Here is a 19,991-nt window from a genome sequence, read left to right on the forward strand (position 1 = left end):
ATTTCCAATCAGGAACAGAAAGCGGACCCCCATGCGATACTCGGCCTTCAGGGTCATTGCCGAAGCGCTGACCGGCCACCGGGGCTGGACGCCCGTGTGGCGCGACCCCGAGCCGCAGGCGGACTACGATTACATCATCATCGGCGGCGGCGGGCATGGGCTTGCCACCGCCTACTATCTGGCGAAGGAATTCGGCCAAAGCCGTATCGCGGTTCTGGAAAAGGGCTACCTCGGCGGCGGCAATGTCGGGCGCAACACGACGATCATCCGCTCGAACTATCTTCTCGACGGCAACGAGCCCTTCTACGAATTCTCGATGAAGCTGTGGGAGGGGCTGGAGCAGGATTTCAATTATAATGCCATGGTCAGCCAGCGTGGCATCATCAACCTGATCCACTCCGATGCCCAGCGCGACGCCTTCACCCGTCGCGGCAATGCGATGATCCTGAACGGTGCGGATGCCGAGCTTCTGGACCGCGACAAGGTCCGGGCGATGTACCCCTGGCTCAACTTCGACAATGCCCGTTTCCCGATCAAGGGCGCGCTGATGCAGCGCCGGGGCGGCACGGTCCGGCATGACGCCGTCGCCTGGGGCTATGCACGCGGCGCCGACATGCGGGGTGTCGACCTCATACAGAACTGCGAAGTCACGGGCATGCGGATCGAAGGCGGCCGCATCCTCGGGGTCGAGACCACACGCGGTTACATCGGCGCGCGGAAGGTGGGCGTGGCGGTCGCGGGGTCATCGTCAAAGGTTATGGCCCATGCCGGCATGCGGTTGCCGATCGAAAGCCACGTGCTGCAGGCCTTCGTCTCCGAGGGGCTGAAACCCTTCATCGACGGGGTGATGACCTTCGGCGCCGGCCATTTCTACGTCAGCCAGTCCGACAAGGGCGGGCTAGTCTTCGGCGGCGACATCGACGGCTATAATTCCTACGCCCAGCGCGGCAACCTGCCGGTGATCGAGGATGTGGCCGAAGGCGGCATGGCGCTGATGCCCGCGATCGGCCGGGCACGACTCTTACGCACCTGGGGCGGCATCATGGACATGTCGATGGACGGCTCGCCCATCATCGACCGTACGCCCGTCGACGGCCTCTATTTCAACGGTGGCTGGTGTTACGGCGGCTTCAAGGCGACGCCCGCCTCGGGCTGGTGCTTCGCCCATCTTCTGGCGCGCGACGAACCCCACCCGACCGCTCGCGCCTACCGGTTCGACCGGTTCCTCAGGGGGCTGATGATCGACGAAAAGGGGCAAGGCGCGACCCCGAACCTGCATTGAGGATCACAGATGATCATCAACCACCCGATCCTCGGCCCCCGCGACGCGCAAGAATTCGTCTATCTGGGCGATGCGAGCCTGATGAACCGGCCCGACGGAATGTCCGACGGGATCGAGGCCTTTCACGACTACCTCTACAACCGCGACAACCCGGCGGGCGCGCATCGCGAGCTTTGGTATCACGAACAGGGGGATAGGTCCTGGCTTGTCGTCACCCGCAACACCGTGACGCACGAGATCCTGAAGGTCGAATTGGCGCGGGACGTGGCATCGAAGGCGGGGCGCGGCAAATGACGCAAGTGAACCGCATAGCGGGCGGGCAGATCGACCGGGCGACCACGTTCCGCTTCACCTTCGACGGGCTGCCGTACACCGGCCATCCCGGCGATACGCTTGCCTCCGCGCTGCTTGCAAACGGCGTGCGGCTGATGGGGCGCAGCTTCAAGTACCACCGGCCTCGTGGCCCGCTGTCGGCTGGGTCAGAGGAGCCGAACGCCCTCGTGCAGCTTCGCACTGGCGCGCGGCAGGAGCCAAACAGCCGCGCCACGGTCGCCGAGCTTTTCGACGGTCTCACTGCCAGCAGCCAGAATGCCTGGCCCTCGCTGCGGTTCGACGCGATGGCGCTGAACGACCGGCTGAGCACTTTCTTCACCGCCGGCTTCTACTACAAGACCTTCATGTGGCCCGCCGCCTTCTGGGAGAAGGTGTACGAGCCGATGATCCGCCGCGCCGCAGGCCTCGGCCGCCTGACGCGCGAAGAGGACCCGGATGAGTACGACAAGGGCTTCCTGCACTGCGACCTTCTGGTGATCGGCGCGGGTCCCGCGGGGCTGATGGCGGCGCTGACGGCCGGGCGCGCCGGGGCGCGGGTGATCCTTGCCGACGAGGATTTCCGCATGGGCGGGCGGCTCAATGCCGAGACGTTCGAGGTGGGCGGCCAGCCGGGCGCCGACTGGGCGGCGGCGGCCGTGTCGGAACTCGCCGCGATCGACAATGTCCGGCTGATGAAGCGCACCACCGTGATCGGCGCCTTCGACCACGGTATTTACGGCGCGGTCGAGCGGGTTTCCGACCATCTGCCTGTACCCCTGCCAGGCAAGCCGCGCCAGACGCTCTGGCGCATCTATTCCCGCCGGGCGATCCTCGCGGGCGGCGCGACCGAACGGCCCATCGCGTTCGAGAACAACGACCGGCCAGGGATCATGCTGGCGGGAAGCCTGCGCGCCTATGCCAACCGCTGGGCGGTCACGGTGGGCGACCGGGTGGCGATCTTCATTAACAATGATGACGGGCTGCGCAGCGCGACTGACCTGCAGGCCAAGGGCGTGGATGTCGTCGCGGTGATCGACGCGCGCGCCGACGGGCCGCTTCTGCCCGACATCCGCCATCTGAAGGGTGCCGAGGTCATCGACACGCGCGGGCGCCTCGGACTGACCTCGATTACGATCTGCCAGTCGAACGGACGGATAGAAACCATCCGTGCCTCGGCCCTTGGCGTCTCGGGCGGCTGGAACCCGAACGTCAACATCTCGTCCCACCACCGCTCCCGCCCGGTCTGGGACGAGGCGATCCAGTCCTTCATCCCCGGCCATGACGGCCCGCCCGGCCTTAGCGCAGCCGGGGCGGCGGCGGGCGCGCTGTCGACGCACGGGGCACTCGCAACGGGTCAGGCGCAGGCCATCGCGGCGCTGGCCGATCTCGGCCGCACGGCAAGGGCGGAGCTTCTGCCAGAAGCCGAAGATGCGCCCGTCTCCATCACACCCAAATGGTATGTCGCGGGCGGCAAGGGCCGGGCCTGGATCGACCCGCAGAACGATGTGACCGTCAAGGATGTAAAGCTCGCCCATCAGGAAAACTTCACAAGCGTCGAACATCTGAAACGCTACACGACGCTCGGCATGGCGACCGATCAGGGCAAGACCGCTAATGTGCTGGGCCTTGCGATCATGGCAGGCCTCACCGGCCGGACGATCCCAGAAACCGGGACAACGATCTATCGCCCGCCCTACACACCGGTGGCCATGGGCACACTCGCCGGTCGGTCGCGGGGGCGCGCGTTCAAGCCGACCCGCCTGACACCGAGCCACGCGTGGGCCGAAGAACAGGGCGCGGTTTTCGTTGAAGTGGGCCAGTGGCTGCGCACGCAATGGATCCCGCGCCCGGGCGAGGTGCACTGGCGCGACAGCGTCGACCGCGAGGTTCTGGCTACACGCAAGTCGGTCGGCATCTGCGATGTGACGACGCTCGGCAAGATCGACATCCAGGGCACCGATGCGGGCGCTTTCCTCGACAGGGTCTATGCCAACACCTTCTCGACCCTTGCCGTTGGCAAATGCCGGTATGGGCTGATGCTGCGCGAGGACGGGATGGTCTTCGACGACGGCACCACCGCGCGGCTTGGCGCGCATGAATATGTGATGACCACCACCACCGCCAATGCTGTGACGGTCTTCCGTCACCTGGAGTTCTGCCGCCAGGTCCTTTGGCCCGACATGGATGTGCAACTCATCTCCACCACCGAAGCCTGGGCGCAATATTCGGTCGCGGGGCCGAACGCGCGGCGGCTTCTGGAGCGGATCGTCGATCAGGACATTTCCGATGCCGCCTTCCCCTATATGGCCGCGGGCAACGTCACGGTAGGCGGCCTGCGCGCGCGGCTGTTCCGCATCTCCTTCTCGGGCGAACTGGCCTACGAAATCGCCGTGCCTGCCCGCTATGGCGACGCGCTGATCCGGCGGCTGGTGGAGGAGGGCCGCGCCTTCGATGCGGTTGTCTATGGCACAGAGGCCCTTGGTGTGATGCGGGTGGAGAAGGGCCATGTCGCGGGGAACGAGCTGAACGGGCAGTCCACCGCGCTGAACATGGGTCTTGGCAAGATGGTGTCGAAGAAGAAAGACAGCATCGGAATGGTGCTTTCCGGCCGGGAAGGCATGGTGGATCCGGACGGCTACCGTCTTGTCGGCGTCCGGCCGGTTTCGCCCGAGGGCAAACTGACGGCTGGCAGCCATTTCCTTGAAATCGGCGCGGCGGCCGTGGTCGCAAACGACGGAGGCTGGCTGACCTCAAAGGTCTATTCGCCGCATCTGGGCTCAGACATCGCGCTTGGCTATCTGAAGGCGGGCGACCGGAAGATCGGGCAAAGAATGCGCGCGGTGAACCTTCTGGCCGGGACCGATACCGAGGTGGAGATCGTCAGCCCGCATTTCTTCGACCCAGAAGGGGAGAGACTTCGTGGCTGACACTCTGCATGCCCTGACCCCGCTTGGTCGTCCCGATCCGGTTAGCCGCGACATCGGGCCCTATCGGATCGTCGAACGGTTCGACGTGGCACTCGCCTCGGTCGCTTGCCGCAGGGGGCGCCACAAGGATTTCGCCAAGGCGGCAAAGGGAATGGTGCCTTTGCCCGATCCGGCCCATTCCGCGCAGGGCGCGCCTTATTCGAGTTTCTGGGTTGCCCCCGACATGTGGTTTGTCGAAGCGCCCTTCGCGACGCACGAGGATATCGCGTCGGAATTGAAGCAGCTCTTCGGCGACAGCGCTTCGGTCACCGAACAGACCGATGGCTGGGTCAGGTTCGACCTTCAGGCGCACGACCTCGCGCCCTTGCTGGAACGGCTCTGCAATGTCGATTTTCCGCAAGTGGCGGACGGTTTTGCCAGCCGGACGCTTATCGAACATATCGGCTGCTACCTGATCAGGCGCGGACCGGGCGAAGGCACGCTCTACGGGCCGCGATCCTCGGCGAAAAGCCTGCTGCATGTACTCGAAACCGCCGCCGCCTCGGTCATCTGAACGGCGGCTTGCGGGGGGGCGTGTTTCCCGATAGGAAAAATCCTACTCTCCATTCTGCCGGGAACAGCCGATGTCCGACCCCGCCGAGGAAACCACCCTGCCGCGCGGCAAGCCCGCTTTCAGCCAGGATCCGCATCGCGTCCGCGAGGTCACCGAACGCAACCTCGAAGCCGCCATTGGCCGCGAGGTGCGCAGTTTCCGCCGTCAGCAGGGCATGACGGTGGCCGACCTCTCGGCCGTCACCGGCCTTTCCATCGGCATGCTATCGAAGATCGAGAATGGCAATACGTCGCCGTCGCTGACCACGCTTCAGGTGCTGAGCCACGCCTTCTCCGTTCCCGTCACCGCCTTCTTCCGCAGCTATGAGGAACGGCGCGAGGCGCAGCATGTGAAGGCCGGCGAGCATATCGAGATCGAGCGGCGCGGCACCCGTGCAGGGCACCAGTACAACCTTCTCGGCCACATCGGCTCCAATTCCTCGGGCGTGGTGGTCGAGCCCTATATCATCACACTGACGACCGAGAGCGACACATTCCCCGCCTTCCAGCACGAGGGGCTGGAACTGCTTTACATGCTTGAGGGCGCGGTCGATTACCGCCATGGCGATCAGGTCTATGCGCTGAAGCCGGGCGACAGCCTGTTCTTCGATGCCGATGCGCCACATGGGCCGGAGGTGTTGCGCCAGCTGCCCGCGCGCTATCTGTCGGTGATCGCCTATCCCCAGGGGTAGGCCGCCGCACGGAGCCGATCAGCCCTTCGGTTTCATACCGGCGGTGGCGCGGTGCAGCGTTTCATCCAGCCACAGCCGGACCGAATTCACCGCGTCCGAATACCCGCCGAGCGCGCTTTCAAGCGCGGGAACAGCGCGCGCGATCGGCTCTGAATAGACATAGGGCAGCAGCGCCAGCACCATGATCGCGACCGAAGTCAGAAAGCCGCGGCGAAAGCCAGACCGTTCGCGGCGTCGGGTTTCGGGCGCATCGTAAGAGGCAGCGTCATCGCCGCGTTCCGACGTGGGGCGGAGTGTGGAGTTGATTTCCTCGATATCGGGCAGAAGTTCGCGCCGCGAGGCGCGGGGCACAACCGCGGGATCGGGCGCGTCGTCGTCCTCGACCGGCTGGGCGGGCGGGGGCGGCGGCTCGGGCGGCGTCATCGGCCCGAAATCTTCCTGCATTTCAAGCGATGTGCCTTCGGCTCGGCGCGCCTCTGCCTCGCGCGCGGCCTCCTCGCGCAGGACGTTCAGGACGGACTCGTCCGGCTTGCGACGGGTCAGGCCCGTGGGCTCCGGTTCAGGCTCTGGTTCGGGTGGCGAAGGCGGAGGCGGAGGCGGGACGGCAGCCTCGGCCACTTCACGCTCGCGCAGCGTCGCCGCGCTTTCCTGAAACCAGGTGTGACCGCAGCTTGAACATTGCACGTCACGACCGGCCTCGGGGATCGCCGCCTCGTCGACTTCATACTGCGCGTTGCAGTTCGGGCAGATCAGCCGCATGACTTTCCCACCGCTCCCACTTGCCTGCCTGCGAGAGGCCATTCTGGCCTTTGCTTTCAGACTGTTGTAGCAAGCCCGCACGCACCGTCCAAGCCCTTGCGGCAAGCCACGGCGCGAAAACGGGACGAAAAGGCGGGTCAGAGCCGCTTTTCTGCGGGGCAGGCGCGTGATCGAATTTCATGATGTGACGCTGGGCTATCCGGGCAGCGACCTTCTGACCGCCGTGTCGATGACGCTTCAGCCCGGGTCGTTTCACTTCCTGACCGGCCCGTCTGGGGCGGGCAAGACCTCTCTCATCAAGCTCTGCTATGGGGAACTCGCGCCAAACGGCGGGCGGGTCGAGATCTTCGGCCAGGACAGCGCCGCCATGAGCCGCGACGAAACCGCGCGCATGCGCCGCCGGATCGGCATCGTCCATCAGGATTGCCAGTTTCTCGATCATCTGCCGCTGGACGAGAATGTCGCGCTGCCGCTTGAGGTCGCGGGCCAGAAGGCCGACCCCGAGGCCTTGACCGAGCTTCTGTCCTGGGTCGGACTTGCGGCTCAGGCGCGGGCGCTGCCGCCCTCGCTTTCGGGTGGCGAGCGCCAGCGGGCAGCGCTGGCCCGGGCCGTCATCATGTCACCGGACATGATCCTAGCGGACGAGCCCACCGGCAATGTCGATTGGGATATGTCTTTGAAAATCCTGAAACTTCTGGCCGAGTTGAACCGGATGGGGAAGACCGTTCTGATGGCCACCCATGACCTGAACCTGATCCGCGCCGCCAAAGGCCTGACATCGGCCCGGGTGCTGAGGATACAGGGCAAGCGGTTGCAACTGGCGGGGTCGGACCTGTGATGTCTCGCCTGTCCATCCTCGCGCCCCTGTTCGGCGGACGCACCGGCGCAGATCGAGTGGTGCCGTCGACCGGCCCGACCGCGCTTCTGACCACGCTGACCGCCGCCGCCATGGCCTTTCTTGCGGTCTTCGCGCTCGCGCTCTCGATGGCCACGGGCCGTCTTGCCGACCGCTGGGCCGGATCGCTGGCGCGTTCCGCCACGATCCGCATCTCCGCCCCCGCCGACCAGATCGACCGGCAGACCGCGAAGGTGCTGGAAGTGCTGGAACAGACACCGGGCGTCGAGTTTGCCCGCGCCACAACGCCCGACGAGACACGCAAACTTCTGGAACCCTGGCTTGGCCCCGATCTGCCAGTCGAGGACCTGCCCCTGCCACAACTGGTCGAAGTCACTGAATCCGAGGCCGGTTTCGACGCCGAGGGCCTGCGCCTCAGGCTTGCGGCCGAGGCACCGGGTGCGGTGCTCGACGATCACGAGCGCTGGCGCGCGCCGCTCGTCGCTTTGGCCGAGCGTATCCGCACGATCGGCCTTTTGTCGCTCGCCCTCATCTCGGGTGCAACGGCGGCGATGATCACGCTCGCTGCGCAGGCAGCCCTGGCCGCAAATGGCCAGGTGATCCGCGCGCTCCGGCTGATCGGTGCCGAGGACCGCTATATCGCCCGCGCCTTCGTCCGCCGTTTCACGCTGCGCACGCTCGCCGGCGCGCTTGCAGGCACATTCGCGGGCATGCTTGCCATCGCCCTGATGCCTGCCGTCGCAGAAGAGGACGGGTTTCTCACCGGTTTGGGCTTTCTGGGGCTTCAGTGGCTCTGGCCCCTTGCCATTCCCGCGCTGGCCGCCATTCTGGCCTTCGCCGCCACCCGCGCGGCGGCCTTCCGGGTACTGAGGACGGTGCGATGAGGCTAGCTTTCCAATATCTCATGTCGCTGATCTTCATCGGCCAGATGTATCTGGCGATGCTGGTTCTGGCGATCTGGTACACGCCCTTCGCGCTTTTCCGCCGCGATGCGGCCTTCGACGCGATCCACAGCTACACGCGCTGGGTGCGGTTTTCGGCAGCGCTGCTTGTCGGTCTGAGGTCCGAGATTCGTGGCGAGGTGCCGACCGACGAGGTGATTGTCGCTTCGAAGCACCAAAGCTTCTTCGACATCATCATGATCGTCTCGGTCCTGCCACGCCCGAAGTTCATCATGAAAAAGCAGCTCATGTGGGCACCGATCCTTGGCTGGTACGCCAAGCGGATCGGCTGCGTGCCGGTTGATCGCGGCAAAAGGTCGGAGGCGATGAAGAAGATGGTGGCCGAGGTGAAGGCAGGACGCCAGGCACCCGGGCAGCTGATCATCTATCCGCAAGGCACCCGCGTCGCGGCGGGGGCGACGAAACCCTACAAGATCGGCGTTGGCGTTCTTTACAACGAATTGCAGGAAGATTGCGTGCCCGCCGCCACCAATGTCGGCGTCTTCTGGCCGCGCCACGGCATTCTAAGGAAACCCGGCCTCGCCGTTGTCGAATTCCTGCCGCGCATCCCAGCGGGCCAGCCGATCGAGACATTCATGGCGACGCTTGAACCGGCGGTCGAGGAGGCCTCGAACCGGCTGATGGCAGAGGCGGGCTTCACGGGCGGAGCGCGGGAATGAAGTTCATCGAGACGATTACCGAACTCGAAGGCCACTACGGCCAGCCGGTCGAAGCCTCCATCGTGAAAGTCGCCCGCCGCATGACGCCCAGCTACCGGGCCTGGATCGAGCGCAGCCGGTTCTGCATCCTCTCAACCGTCGGGCCCGAGGGCACCGACGCCAGCCCCCGCGGCGATGACGGGCCGGTGGTGCGCGAGATCGAGCCCGGCATGTTGGCCCTGCCAGACTGGCGGGGCAACAACCGCATGGACAGCCTGCGCAACATTGTGCGCGATCCGCGCGTGAGCCTTATGTTCTTCGTGCCAGGATCCGCCAACGTCATCCGCGTGAACGGAAGCGCCCGTTTGACCGCAGACCAGGAACTGCGCCAGAGCTTCGAACATGAGGGCAAACTGCCCCGCACCGTGATCCTGATCGGGATCGAAGAGGTCTACAGCCAGTGCGCCCGGGCGCTATTGCGCGCCCGCGTCTGGACCAGCGGTGACGAATCGGCGGGCTTGCCAACAGTGGGCGACATGCTGGCCGAGCTGACGCAAGGCCGGATCGATGGCGCCGCCTATGACGCGGACTGGCCGAGGCGCGCCAAGGCAAGCCTCTGGTAACTCTCAGGCCGCGAGCCCTTTCGAGCCCATATCGAGGAACTTCTCGCGGCGGCTACGGATCAGGTCCGACGCCTTGCGGCCAGTAAGATCACCCAAAGCTTTGCCGATCGCCTTGCCGACCGCCTCGATCGTCTCGTCGCGGCCGCGCTGCGCGCCGCCCAATGGCTCCTTGACGATCTCGTCGATCACCCCGAGCTTCAAGAGGTCCTGCGCGGTCAGGCGCAGCGCATTCGCCGCCTCGCGCATCCGTTCGGCATCCTTCCACAGGATCGAGGCGCAGCCTTCGGGCGTGATCACCGAATAGATCGAATGTTCCAGCATCAGGACGCGATTCGCGGTGGCGAAAGCGACCGCCCCGCCCGATCCGCCCTCGCCGATCACCACGGCAATCAAGGGCACACCGATCTGCAGGCATTTCTGGGTCGAGCGCGCGATGGCCTCGGACTGGCCGCGCTCCTCCGCGCCCTTGCCCGGATAGGCGCCGGGCGTGTCGATCAACGTCACGACCGGCAGGCGGAAACGGTCGGCAAGGTCCATCAGGCGAATGGCCTTTCTGTAACCTTCGGGCCGGGCCATGCCGAAATTCCGTTCGATCCGGGTTTTGGTGTCGCTGCCCTTTTCCTGCCCGATCACCACGACCGGCTGGTCGTTGAAGCGGGCAAGACCGCCGACCACCGCATGGTCATCGGCAAAATTACGGTCGCCCGCGAGCGGGGTGAATTCGCTGAAAAGCGCATTCACATAGTCCAGGCAATGCGGTCGGTCCGGGTGCCGCGCCACCTGGCATTTCCGCCAGGGGTCGAGGTTCTTGTAGAGGTCCTTGAGCATGTCGGCGGCCTTCTTGTCGAGCGCCGCCGCCTCCTTGTCGACATTCATCCCGTCGCTCTTGCGGGCAAGGGCGCGCAGTTCCTCTGCCTTGCCTTCGATCTCGGCGAGCGGTTTTTCGAACTCGAGATAATTCATGCTCTCATCCCTCTGGGTCGGAAGGTATATGAACCGCGCCGGGGTCGAATGCAACTTGGCAAGCTTTCGGGCCTGCATCGCCGGCCGGCGATTGCTCAGGCGGCGGCCCGGAAGATGTTCAGCGCAATGGGCAGGCGCAGACCGTCCGATTGCGCGAAGGCCGCGAATTCGGCGGCGATTGCCGCGCGGACGGCCTGCCGGTCGGCCTCCTCCGCGCCCATTGCGCGCAGGACGTAGGCGGCGGGTCCGAGCACGACAGCAAGCGCGGCAGCGGCGTCCGGGCCGCCGGGGTGGTGGAAGTCGAAGGAACGGGTCTCGACTTCTGCCCGGTTCCAGCCCGCCCCGCGCAGCAGCCTGACGACCCGATCACCATCGGCGAAGGCCAGGGGACCGGGCGCATTGCCACCGTCGGTTGGTGGCTCGCCCATGCGCGCAACGGCGATCCGCCGGGGAATACCGAACCAAGGATTGCCCGCCGGGGCGCCGAAAGTAACGAAGATCATTTGCCCGTCGGGCGCCATCGCTCCGCGGATATTGGCGAAGGCTGCCTGCGGATCGTCGAAGAACATCATGCCGAAGGCAGACACGACCATATCGAACGGCCCCGGCAGGCGAGCGGTCTGGACGTCGGCCAGAAGAAACGCGAGGTTCGGCCGCTGCGCGCCCCTTGCGCGCGCCCGTTCGAGAAGCGGAACAGAAATGTCGGCGCCCGTAACGTTCGTTTCTGGCGCCTTGTCCGCCAGTTGCAACGCCAGCCCGCCGCTGCCGCAACCGACCTCCAGAATACGCCCGGGTCGGGACGCCGCGGTCTCGGACAGTAGAAAGTCTGTGACTGCACGATTTCCGGCTTCCAGCTCCGCCTCACGCGCCAGCCAGCGTTGGCCAACCTCTCCATTCCAGAATTCGGCTTGTCCCGCGTTCGATACAGCGCACATGGTTGCCCCTCCGGATGGCTTGTCAGCCTAGACTGACGCAGCTTGCCTTCAAACCCCATTTAGAATGGATTGCGCCTGTTGTGGCCAACATCAGATAGTTGAACTCGGCCAGTCGCTCTGCCGCGGAATGGCGTGGGTTCTTTTGGGGCCAAATACTCTGCGAGGGTCCGGGGGGCGCAAAGCCCCTGGTGCTTCAGCCGATCAGTTCCGCCTGCCGGACGATCACTTCGGCCTGCCGCATCGAGGCGATGTCGATCAGGCGACCCTTGTAGGTCGCGGCGCCTTGGCCCGCCGCCTTCGCGGCCTCCATCGCGGCGAGGATCTCTCGCGCCTCGGTCACCTGCGCCTCGGACGGTGTGAAGACCTCGTTCGCCAGCGCCACCTGCTTGGGATGGATCGCCCATTTGCCAACCATGCCGAGCGTTGCTGCCCGCCGCGCCTGGGCGCGGAAGCCTTCGTCGTCGGAAAAATCGCCGAACGGCCCGTCGACCGGCAAGACCCCATGCGTCCGACAGGCCGCGACGATCGCCGCCGTCGCCCAATGCCAAGGATCCGACCAATGCCGCGCCTCGCCACGTTGCATGTAGTAGTTTTCCTGCGTTCCGCCGATGCCAGTGGTCTGCATGCCCATCGAGGCCGCGAAGTCGGCCGCGCCAAGACTCATTGCCTGCAGGCGGGAGGAAGAGGCCGCGATTTCCTCGACATGGGCGATGCCGGCCGCTGTTTCGATGATCACCTCAAGGCTAATGCGCTTCTGGCGCAGCTTCGCCGCCTCGATCGCCGTCACCAGCGCATCGACGGTATAGACATCGGCCGCGCAGCCCACTTTCGGGATCATGATCTGGTCGATCCGGTCGCCCGCCTCTTCCAGCACCTCGACAAGGTCGCGGTACCAGAAAGGTGTATCCAGCCCGTTGATGCGGACCGACAGGTATTTCTTGCCCCAGTCCACCTCGTTGATCGCCTTGATGATGTTCTTCCGCGCCTCGGGCTTGTCGGCGGGCGCGACGGAATCCTCGAGGTCGAGGTTGATCACGTCCGCCGCGCTCACCGCCATCTTTTCGAACAACGCCGGGCGCGAGCCGGGGCCGAACAGCTGGCAGCGGTTCGGGCGGGCAGGGGCAGGAGGTTGGAGGCGGAAGCTCATGATCGTCTCGCAAGTATGTGTCTCGGTTTATCTCGGAATTGATAGATTATTGCCGATCTGCCAGCAAGAACCATCTCGCACTCGCAGCAGAAATGCCGCAGCGCGGCGCTCTTCCGGCCTGCCGGCCGTCTTCGCTTCCCTCGGGCGGCGATTTCAGCGAAGAGGTCGGTAGCGACCGATGAGCGGCCCGATGATTCACGCAAACGAAGAGACTTTCCCCCTCGCAAGCGCTTTCACCATCTCGCGCGGGTCGAAGACCGAAGCACGGGTGGTGACGGTGAATGTCACGCGCCGCGGCGCCACGGGCCGTGGGGAATGCGTGCCCTACGCCCGCTATGGCGAGACGGTCGATAGCGTCCTCGCCCAGATCGCCTCGCTACCGCCCGACGTCACCAAAGATGCATTGCAATCGCTCCTTCCGCCCGGGGCTGCACGCAATGCGGTCGATTGCGCGTTGTGGGACTTGGAAGCGAAGGCGATCGGACGACCCGTTTGGCAGCTGGCTGGGCTTGGTGCCCCCGGCCCGCTCATGACCGCCTATACACTCTCGCTCGACGAACCTGTGGCGATGCGCAAGGCGGCGGCAGCCGAGGCGCACCGGCCGCTCCTGAAGATCAAGCTCGGCACGCCAGACGACATGCCGCGCCTGGCGGCCGTCCGCGCCGGGGCCCCGAAAGCGCGGATCATCATTGATGCCAATGAGGGTTGGACGGCGGAGGTCTACGCCGACCTCGCACCGCACCTCGCCCACCTCGGCGTCGTTCTCGTCGAGCAGCCGCTGCCGGCGGGCGAGGATGAGGCGCTGGCGGATATGGAACGGCCGGTACCGGTCTGCGCTGATGAAAGCTGCCACGACCGTGCATCGTTGCCGGCGCTTCGCGGAAAATACGACCTGATCAACATCAAGCTCGACAAGACCGGCGGGCTGACCGAGGCGCTGGCGCTGCGCGCCGCCGCGCGGACGGAAGGCTACGGCATCATGGTCGGCTGCATGGTCGGCTCGTCGCTTGGCATGGCGCCGGCGCTCCTCGCCGCGCAGGGGGCAGCATTTACAGACCTTGACGGGCCGCTCCTGCTGGCCCAAGACCGCGACCGGCCGCTTCGCTACGAGGGCTCGATCGTCCACCCGGCCAAGCCGGACCTTTGGGGGTAGGAACATGCGCACAGTCTATGTCAACGGTACCTGGGTTCCCGAGGATCAGGCGGTGGTCTCGGTCTTCGACCGGGGCTTCCTGATGGCGGACGCGGTCTATGAGGTGACGACGGTGATCGACGGCAAGCTCGTCGATTTTGCCGGACATGTCGCCCGGCTGGACCGCAGCCTTTCCGAGCTCGATATGCCTTCGCCCGCCACCGCCGAGGAACTTCTTGCGCTCCACCGCGAGATCGTGGCGAAGAACGGCATCACGGACGGCCGCGTCTATCTGCAGGTGACGCGAGGTAACCCGGGTGACCGCGATTTTCTCTTTCCCGATCCAAACGTTACCAGGCCGGGGATCGTCCTTTTCACACAGGTCACCGGCCGCCCGGAGGACAGCGCCGACGCGAAACGGGGCCTCAAGATCCTCACGGTCCCCGACGTGCGCTGGGGCCGCCGCGATATCAAGACCACCCAGCTTCTCTATCCCTCGATGGGCAAGATGATGGCGAAGAAGGCCCGGTGCGACGATGCCTGGTTCATCGAGGACGGGCTGGTGACCGAAGGCACCTCGAACAACGCCTGGATCGTGAAGGGCGGCAAGCTGATCACCCGGGCGCTTTCCAACGAAATCCTGCACGGCATAACCCGCGCCGCTGTCATGCGCTATGCGGCCGAAGCGCAGCTTCAGGTCGAGGAGCGGAGCTTCACGCTTGAAGAGGCGCAAGGGGCCGACGAGGCCTTCGTCACTTCGGCTTCCGCTTTCGTGATGCCGGTCGTCGAGATTGACGGGGTGAAACTCGGTGCGGGGGAGCCGGGGCCGGTCGCGCGGCGCTTGCGGGAAATCTACCTCGACGAAAGCCGCAAATCCGCCATCTGAAGCGCGTCCCGCATCCGTCCCGACAGCGTATGGCATCCGTCCCGACAAGTTCGCGCGCATGACACAGGCGATAGTCGGCGACGAGGGGCACGGTGCCGGTGGTGTTCAGGCTGCGCTTTGCACGACCTGCAGCGTGACGGCGGAGTAAAGCGTCACGCTCGCCGCCAGCACCATCACATGCCAGGCGGTATAGTGGTAGGGCAGCCGGTCGAAGAGATAGAGGATGACGCCAAGTGTATAGAGCACGCCGCCGGTCAGGATCAGCATGAGGACCGGGGTCGACAGGGCGCCGATCAGCCCGCCGCCAAAGGCAAGACCCGCCCAGCCCATGCCGAGATAGAGCGCGAGCGCGACGCGGCGGAAGCGGCGGGGCGAGAAGAGCTTCAACCCCATTCCGGCGACGGCGGCCCCCCAGAGGCCCGCGACCAGCCAGCCGCCCTGGCCGGAAAGAAGCGCGAAAGGCGTATAGGTGCCAGCGATCTTGGCATAGATCGCCGAATGGTCGAGCCTTTGCAGAAGCCAGGCCCAGCTGCCCTGACCGACGGTATTGTAGAGCCCCGAGCAGAGGATCATCAAAAGAAGCGTCGCGCCATAGATGACGGTCCCGATCATTGCCGGGGCATCGCCGCGCACGAAGGCGGTGACGGTGATCAGGACGGGTACCGAGGTCAGGACGAAGACGAGGCCGAGGACATGCACCACGGCATCCGAGAGAAACTCGGCGCGGGAATAATGGGTGCGTGTTTCCAGAAGGCTCATGATCCAAGGCTACCAGTTTCGTAGCGATAACCGTAGATGCAGGACGTTACGTCACCGTGACAGAGCCCGATGCGTCGGCAAACAGGCGCCAATTCTGAAATGTAGCGCATTTGGTCCGGCAGTCCGCAACAGTCGCCGGACGGTCTGTAGCGACACGACTCATCCCGGCATCCGGCAATCAGGCCTTGCCGACATTCTCCCGGAAGGCCACGTCGAAGGCGACCTTTTTGGCCTCGTCCGCTTCGGTCTGGTGCTGTGCGCGCCAGTCCTCGTAGGGCATGCCGTAGTAGATCTCGCGCGCCTCGTCTTTCGACATGTCGATGCCGCGTTCGTTTGCCGCCTCCTGGTACCAGCGCGCCAGACAATTGCGGCAGAACCCCGCGAGGTTCATCAGGTCGATGTTCTGCACGTCCGCGCGCTTTTCCATCAGGTGATGGCGCAGCGTGCGGAAGGCGGCGGCTTCCAGCTCGATCTGGGTCTTTTTGTCGATGGCGGACATGAGTGCCTCACAGGCCGGAGGTGGACAGGACATCTGTTAGAATGGGCGCGAGGCGCGCGGCCCACAAGGCCTGACCCTCTTCGTGTTCGATAAGGTCGTTCCTGACCTCGATCAGCACGTTCGGGCGGCCATGCTGCAGGGCGTGACGGTCGATCGCGTCACCTTCAAGGTGGCCGTTGTAGGGCTCGTTGTCGCCGGTCACATAACCTGCGTCGCGCAGGGCTGCGATCAGCGGCAGCGCGAGGCGCGTGTCGAGGTGGGAATAAAGCACCGCAACCTCCCAAGGACGCGGTGCGCGGCCCTTGAGGCAGGGGGTGAAGGAATGGATGGCGCAGATTGCCCGGTCGGCGCGAAGGGCAGCAAGGCGAGCGAGCGCCTCGTGATAGGGCCGGTGGAATTTCGCCAGCCGCCGTTCGGTTTCTTCGCCGTTCGCGCGGGCATTTGCGGGAATGATCGTGCCGTCATAGAGCCGCATGAGCAGCGTCGGGTCATCCTCGCCCCGGTTGGGGTCGATCACCAGCCGCGAGAAGGTCGACAGGATCGCAGGCGCATCGAGATGGCGGGCGAGCGCGCGGGTCACGCCCGCCGCACCCACGTCATAGGCGATATGGCGCGCCATATCCTCGGCGGCGATGCCGAGCGAGCCGCCGCCGACGCAGTCGGGCACCCGGTTCGATGCGTGATCGCAGGTCACGAGCCACCGGCCCGGCCGATCCTCTCCTTCGATTTCAAAGGCCATCTGTCACCTCTTTGTGCAAAAGAGGGGTTACGTGATCAGACAGCGGGCGTCCAGATATCCGGCTGCGCTTGCGGGCTTAAACGGGCCCAATCCTGTTGCCGGGCGCGGGGATATCTGCGATAGCAGGTCGAGTTTGCGCTAACGTCGGGGAATGGGATGAGGCGGCACCGGAATGTGAAGATCGTGGCCACCCTCGGCCCGGCATCGAGCGATTATGCGACGATCCGTGCGCTGTTCGAGGCGGGGGCAGATGTGTTCCGGCTGAACATGAGTCATGGCAGCCATGCCGACCAGAAGGCGCGCTACGATCTGATCCGCCAGATCGAGGAAGATGTGGGCCGCCCCATCGCCGTCCTTGCCGACCTGCAGGGCCCGAAGCTGCGCGTGGGCACTTTCGCGAACGGGTCGGAAGAGCTGGTTGAAGGCGCCCCCTTCCGGTTCGACCTCGACCCGGCCGAAGGCAGCGCCAGCCGAGTCTGCCTGCCGCACAGGGAGATTTTCGCCGCGCTCGAACCCGGAGCCTCGCTTCTGGTCAATGACGGCAAGATCCGCCTGAAGGTCCAGGCCTGCGGCGCCGATTTCGCCGATTGCACGGTGACGACCGGGGGAACGATTTCCAACCGCAAGGGCGTGAACGTGCCGGATGTGGTGCTGCCACTTGCTGCCTTGTCCGACAAGGACCGGGCGGATCTGGAATTTGCCTGCGGGCTTGGCGTCGACTGGCTGGCGCTTTCATTCGTGCAGCGGCCCGAGGATGTGGTCGAGGCCCGCACCCTCGCCAAGGGCCGCGCGGCGATCCTGTCGAAGATCGAGAAACCGGCGGCGGTGAAGGCATATGCCGAGATCCTCGCGGTGTCCGACGGGATAATGGTGGCGCGGGGCGATCTGGGCGTGGAACTGCCGGTTCATTCGGTGCCGCCGATCCAGAAGCGGCTGGTGCGCGGCGCACGGGCAGCAGCCAAGCCGGTGATCGTGGCGACCCAGATGCTCGAATCGATGATCGAAAGCCCGATGCCCACGCGCGCCGAAGTGTCCGACGTCGCGACCGCGATCTACGAGGGCGCCGATGCGGTGATGCTGTCGGCGGAATCGGCGGCGGGGCAATATCCGGTCGAGGCGGTGGCGACGATGCACAATGTTGCGCGTTCCGTCGAACAGGACCCGACCTACCGCGAGGTGATCGAGGCCTCGCGCCGTGCGAACCGCCAGACGGTGGCCGACGCGATCGTGTCGGCCGCGCGCGAAATCGCGGAAACCACCGACATCAAGGCGATCTGCTGTTTCAGCCAGTCGGGCACGACCGCGAGCCTTGTCGCCCGCGAACGGCCGCGCGTGCCGATCCTGGCGCTGACGCCGCTACCCGCGACAATCCGGCGCCTGTGCCTCACCTGGGGCGTCCATTGCGTACTGACCCCGGCGGTCGACCGGTTCAAGATGGCGGTAGTCAGCGCGGTGCGCGCCGCCCGCGACCATGGGTTTGCGACCGAGACCGATCAGATCGTCGTGACTGCCGGTGTTCCGTTCAACGTAAAGGGCACGACCAACATCCTGCGCGTCGCCCCTTGCAACGAGCGGCTGATCTTCAATACCGATCCGGAGTAGACCCGACCCGCGCGGTTGATTTTCTTGCCCGGCAGGCAATACTGCGGACCTGAGCGCTGCAGAGAATGCATCGGGAGGGATCAACAGGTGGAATCGGATTTCGCGCTGACGGCCGGTATTCTGTGCATTCTTCTGTCGATGCCTGCTTTCGTGTCGGCCTTTTCCGGCAGCCGGACGATGCAACTTCCGGTGACGCTTCTGATCCTCGGCGGCGTGCTCGTGACCTGGGCCACCAGTTTTTCCGGCTCCACCTACCGATCCGACGAGGTGCCTCAGGCTGTCCTCCGGGTGTTGGCCTATTTCTTCCGCTGAACCGTTTTCAAGAAAAGTTGACAGACTTTTCCGGTTCGAAAACGCGCCAAGTCAATCTGTTGCAGCAGCCTGCCGTTTCAGCGACAAGGCAAACTGCTCAAACGGCGTCAATTGTCCTGGCGGACGATATCGGTGATCAGCACATCGCTGACCATGTCCTTCAGAACCTTCGCCGCCGACTCGTTCAGTGCTACGCGCAGGATCTCCATATTGTTGGAATTGGTGAAAGCACCGTTGAAGCCGCCGGCGTTGGCATGATCGAACAGCACCTTTAGGAAACTGTCGCGCAGCTTCGGTTCGACCTGATAGACCGACTGGGTGGAACCAGTCGGCACTTCGAGGCTGACCGACAGGATGACAAGCGAGTTCACCTCGCCCTTGTCGACCACTGGCACGATGAACTGGTTGTTGAGCTTCACATATTCCTTGACCGGCGCCTCACCTTCCTCGCCATGACCCTCGTCAGCCTGTGGCCCGCCATGGTCCGCCTCGGCGCCTACCGTCTCTCCCGTATTACCGCATGGGTTCAGCACGACCTCTTCGGGCAGCTGACGCAGCATCAGCCCCGCCCCGCCCCCGGCCAGAAGCCCGATCAATCCAAGAAGGATGGGAAGAAGCTTGCGCATCGGACCCCTCAGAACGGCAGGAGATTGTCGATGATCTGCTGGCCGTAGCGCGGCTGCTGCACATCGGTGATCTGGCCGCGCCCGCCGTAGGAAATGCGCGCGCCTGCGATCTTGTCATAGGTGATCTCATTCTGGCGGCTGATGTCTTCGGGCCGGACGAAACCGGTGACGATCAGTTCGCGGATCTCGAAATTCACCCGTACCTCTTGTGAGCCTTGAATGCGCAGAACGCCGTTCGGCAGTTCCTCGGTCACCGTGGCGGCGATGCGCAGCGTGAGCTTTTCCTTGCGCTTGACCGACCCGTCGCCCTGATAGTTCGACGAGGATTTGGTGTTGAGCGCATCGGCCATCGAAGCACCGTCGGGCAGGACGTCATCGACCAGCTGCGGTATGCCGAAGGCCGAAGGGACACCGAGCTTGTCGGCGGACGACCGGCTGCGGCCGGAGGAATTGGAAATTTCCGCCTTGTCGTCGATCTCGATCACCACGGTCAGGATATCGCCCCTCAGCGCGGCCCGGCGATCACCGAAGAGCGAGCCCCGCCCCGCCGCCCAGAGCGAGCCGCCCGTCGGGCGCGCCGTCTCGCGCGGCAGGCCCGCGCTCGTCATGGCGAAATATTCATTGCCGCCCTCGACCGGAGAGAGAGCCGGGGCCTCGCCCACCTCGCTCATATTGCCGCAGGCGGCGAGAAGACCGAGAAGAAAGAAAAGGGCGATCCGGCGCAAGGCGAGCTCCATGGTCAGGTTTGG

General features: G+C 65.0%; 22 protein-coding genes. 13 read left to right on the plus strand and 9 right to left on the minus strand.

What is annotated here, in order from left to right; all coding sequences use genetic code 11:
* Window positions 1-31: 31 nt before the first annotated feature.
* From OU426_RS17590 to OU426_RS17610, 5 genes are all read left to right on the plus strand, one after another.
* Window positions 32-1,282, plus strand: a complete 1,251-nt coding sequence (locus tag OU426_RS17590; protein ID WP_267635462.1) for a sarcosine oxidase subunit beta family protein — start codon at window positions 32-34, stop codon at window positions 1,280-1,282.
* A 9-nt stretch (window positions 1,283-1,291) separates the two neighbouring features.
* The gene (locus tag OU426_RS17595) at window positions 1,292-1,576 is read left to right on the plus strand and encodes a sarcosine oxidase subunit delta (RefSeq protein ID WP_267635463.1); all 285 of its coding nucleotides are present in this window, start codon (window positions 1,292-1,294) and stop codon (window positions 1,574-1,576) included.
* Window positions 1,573-4,521: a sarcosine oxidase subunit alpha family protein gene (locus OU426_RS17600; RefSeq protein WP_267635464.1), complete on the plus strand. Its 2,949-nt coding sequence runs from the start codon at window positions 1,573-1,575 to the stop codon at window positions 4,519-4,521. Before OU426_RS17595 ends, OU426_RS17600 begins: the two co-directional genes overlap by 4 nt.
* Window positions 4,514-5,074, plus strand: coding sequence for a sarcosine oxidase subunit gamma (locus OU426_RS17605; RefSeq protein WP_267635466.1), 561 nt, complete (start codon window positions 4,514-4,516; stop codon window positions 5,072-5,074). The genes OU426_RS17600 and OU426_RS17605 overlap by 8 nt, the downstream gene beginning before the upstream one ends.
* 70 nt (window positions 5,075-5,144) lie before the next feature.
* On the plus strand, window positions 5,145-5,804 hold the full coding sequence (locus OU426_RS17610; protein ID WP_267635467.1) for a helix-turn-helix domain-containing protein: 660 nt from the start codon (window positions 5,145-5,147) through the stop codon (window positions 5,802-5,804).
* Window positions 5,805-5,822: 18 nt separating this feature from the next.
* Here the strand turns inward: OU426_RS17610 and OU426_RS17615 are convergent, their stop codons facing one another.
* A complete protein-coding gene (locus tag OU426_RS17615; RefSeq protein WP_267635468.1) occupies window positions 5,823-6,563 on the minus strand; it encodes a zinc-ribbon domain-containing protein in 741 nt (246 codons plus the stop codon).
* A gap of 166 nt (window positions 6,564-6,729) precedes the next feature.
* Between OU426_RS17615 and OU426_RS17620 the strand changes: the two genes are divergently transcribed.
* The 4 genes from OU426_RS17620 to OU426_RS17635 are packed head-to-tail and all read left to right on the plus strand — an operon-like array spanning window position 6,730 to window position 9,642.
* Entirely contained in the window at window positions 6,730-7,401 is a 672-nt protein-coding gene (locus OU426_RS17620) for a cell division ATP-binding protein FtsE (protein ID WP_267635469.1), read from the plus strand.
* Entirely contained in the window at window positions 7,401-8,303 is a 903-nt protein-coding gene (locus OU426_RS17625) for a cell division protein FtsX (RefSeq protein ID WP_267635470.1), read from the plus strand. Before OU426_RS17620 ends, OU426_RS17625 begins: the two co-directional genes overlap by 1 nt.
* Window positions 8,300-9,040, plus strand: coding sequence for a lysophospholipid acyltransferase family protein (locus tag OU426_RS17630; protein WP_267635471.1), 741 nt, complete (start codon window positions 8,300-8,302; stop codon window positions 9,038-9,040). The genes OU426_RS17625 and OU426_RS17630 overlap by 4 nt, the downstream gene beginning before the upstream one ends.
* Window positions 9,037-9,642 (plus strand): pyridoxamine 5'-phosphate oxidase family protein, encoded by a 606-nt coding sequence (locus OU426_RS17635; RefSeq protein WP_267635472.1) that lies wholly within the window; start codon window positions 9,037-9,039, stop codon window positions 9,640-9,642. The genes OU426_RS17630 and OU426_RS17635 overlap by 4 nt, the downstream gene beginning before the upstream one ends.
* Window positions 9,643-9,645: 3 nt before the next feature.
* Here the strand turns inward: OU426_RS17635 and OU426_RS17640 are convergent, their stop codons facing one another.
* The 3 genes from OU426_RS17640 to OU426_RS17650 form a co-directional block, all read right to left on the minus strand.
* Window positions 9,646-10,605 carry an acetyl-CoA carboxylase carboxyltransferase subunit alpha gene (locus tag OU426_RS17640; RefSeq protein ID WP_267635473.1) on the minus strand — a complete coding sequence of 320 codons (960 nt, stop codon included), beginning with the start codon at window positions 10,603-10,605 and terminating at the stop codon, window positions 9,646-9,648.
* Window positions 10,606-10,700: 95 nt separating this feature from the next.
* On the minus strand, window positions 10,701-11,540 hold the full coding sequence (locus OU426_RS17645; RefSeq protein WP_267635474.1) for a class I SAM-dependent methyltransferase: 840 nt from the start codon (window positions 11,538-11,540) through the stop codon (window positions 10,701-10,703).
* Window positions 11,541-11,733: 193 nt separating this feature from the next.
* The gene (locus OU426_RS17650; RefSeq protein ID WP_267635475.1) at window positions 11,734-12,687 is read right to left on the minus strand and encodes an L-malyl-CoA/beta-methylmalyl-CoA lyase; all 954 of its coding nucleotides are present in this window, start codon (window positions 12,685-12,687) and stop codon (window positions 11,734-11,736) included.
* A 190-nt stretch (window positions 12,688-12,877) separates the two neighbouring features.
* Here OU426_RS17650 and dgcA point away from each other — a divergent pair, with 190 nt between their 5' ends.
* Both dgcA and OU426_RS17660 read left to right on the plus strand, forming a co-directional pair.
* The gene (gene dgcA, locus OU426_RS17655) at window positions 12,878-13,840 is read left to right on the plus strand and encodes an N-acetyl-D-Glu racemase DgcA (RefSeq protein WP_267635476.1); all 963 of its coding nucleotides are present in this window, start codon (window positions 12,878-12,880) and stop codon (window positions 13,838-13,840) included.
* 4 nt (window positions 13,841-13,844) lie between these two features.
* Window positions 13,845-14,705, plus strand: a complete 861-nt coding sequence (locus OU426_RS17660; protein ID WP_267635477.1) for a D-amino-acid transaminase — start codon at window positions 13,845-13,847, stop codon at window positions 14,703-14,705.
* A 105-nt stretch (window positions 14,706-14,810) separates the two neighbouring features.
* On the opposite strand, the gene trhA is transcribed toward OU426_RS17660, so the two are convergent.
* From trhA to OU426_RS17675, 3 genes are all read right to left on the minus strand, one after another.
* On the minus strand, window positions 14,811-15,464 hold the full coding sequence (trhA, locus tag OU426_RS17665; protein WP_267635478.1) for a PAQR family membrane homeostasis protein TrhA: 654 nt from the start codon (window positions 15,462-15,464) through the stop codon (window positions 14,811-14,813).
* 178 nt (window positions 15,465-15,642) lie between these two features.
* Window positions 15,643-15,963, minus strand: a complete 321-nt coding sequence (locus OU426_RS17670) for a DUF1244 domain-containing protein (protein WP_420712617.1) — start codon at window positions 15,961-15,963, stop codon at window positions 15,643-15,645.
* A 7-nt stretch (window positions 15,964-15,970) separates the two neighbouring features.
* Window positions 15,971-16,702: an N-formylglutamate amidohydrolase gene (locus OU426_RS17675; RefSeq protein ID WP_267635479.1), complete on the minus strand. Its 732-nt coding sequence runs from the start codon at window positions 16,700-16,702 to the stop codon at window positions 15,971-15,973.
* A gap of 156 nt (window positions 16,703-16,858) precedes the next feature.
* On the opposite strand from OU426_RS17675, the gene pyk reads away from it, so the two are divergent.
* Entirely contained in the window at window positions 16,859-18,304 is a 1,446-nt protein-coding gene (gene pyk, locus OU426_RS17680; protein ID WP_267635480.1) for a pyruvate kinase, read from the plus strand.
* A gap of 87 nt (window positions 18,305-18,391) precedes the next feature.
* A complete protein-coding gene (locus OU426_RS17685; protein ID WP_267635481.1) occupies window positions 18,392-18,616 on the plus strand; it encodes a hypothetical protein in 225 nt (74 codons plus the stop codon).
* 107 nt (window positions 18,617-18,723) lie between these two features.
* On the opposite strand, the gene OU426_RS17690 is transcribed toward OU426_RS17685, so the two are convergent.
* Together OU426_RS17690 and flgH are read right to left on the minus strand one after the other, a co-directional pair.
* On the minus strand, window positions 18,724-19,242 hold the full coding sequence (locus tag OU426_RS17690) for a flagellar basal body-associated FliL family protein (protein ID WP_267635482.1): 519 nt from the start codon (window positions 19,240-19,242) through the stop codon (window positions 18,724-18,726).
* 8 nt (window positions 19,243-19,250) lie between these two features.
* Window positions 19,251-19,967 (minus strand): flagellar basal body L-ring protein FlgH, encoded by a 717-nt coding sequence (gene flgH / locus OU426_RS17695; RefSeq protein WP_267635483.1) that lies wholly within the window; start codon window positions 19,965-19,967, stop codon window positions 19,251-19,253.
* Window positions 19,968-19,991 lie beyond the last annotated feature (24 nt).

This window comes from Frigidibacter sp. RF13 (assembly GCF_026626305.1).
Taxonomy (GTDB): Bacteria; Pseudomonadota; Alphaproteobacteria; order Rhodobacterales; family Rhodobacteraceae; genus TMP-24.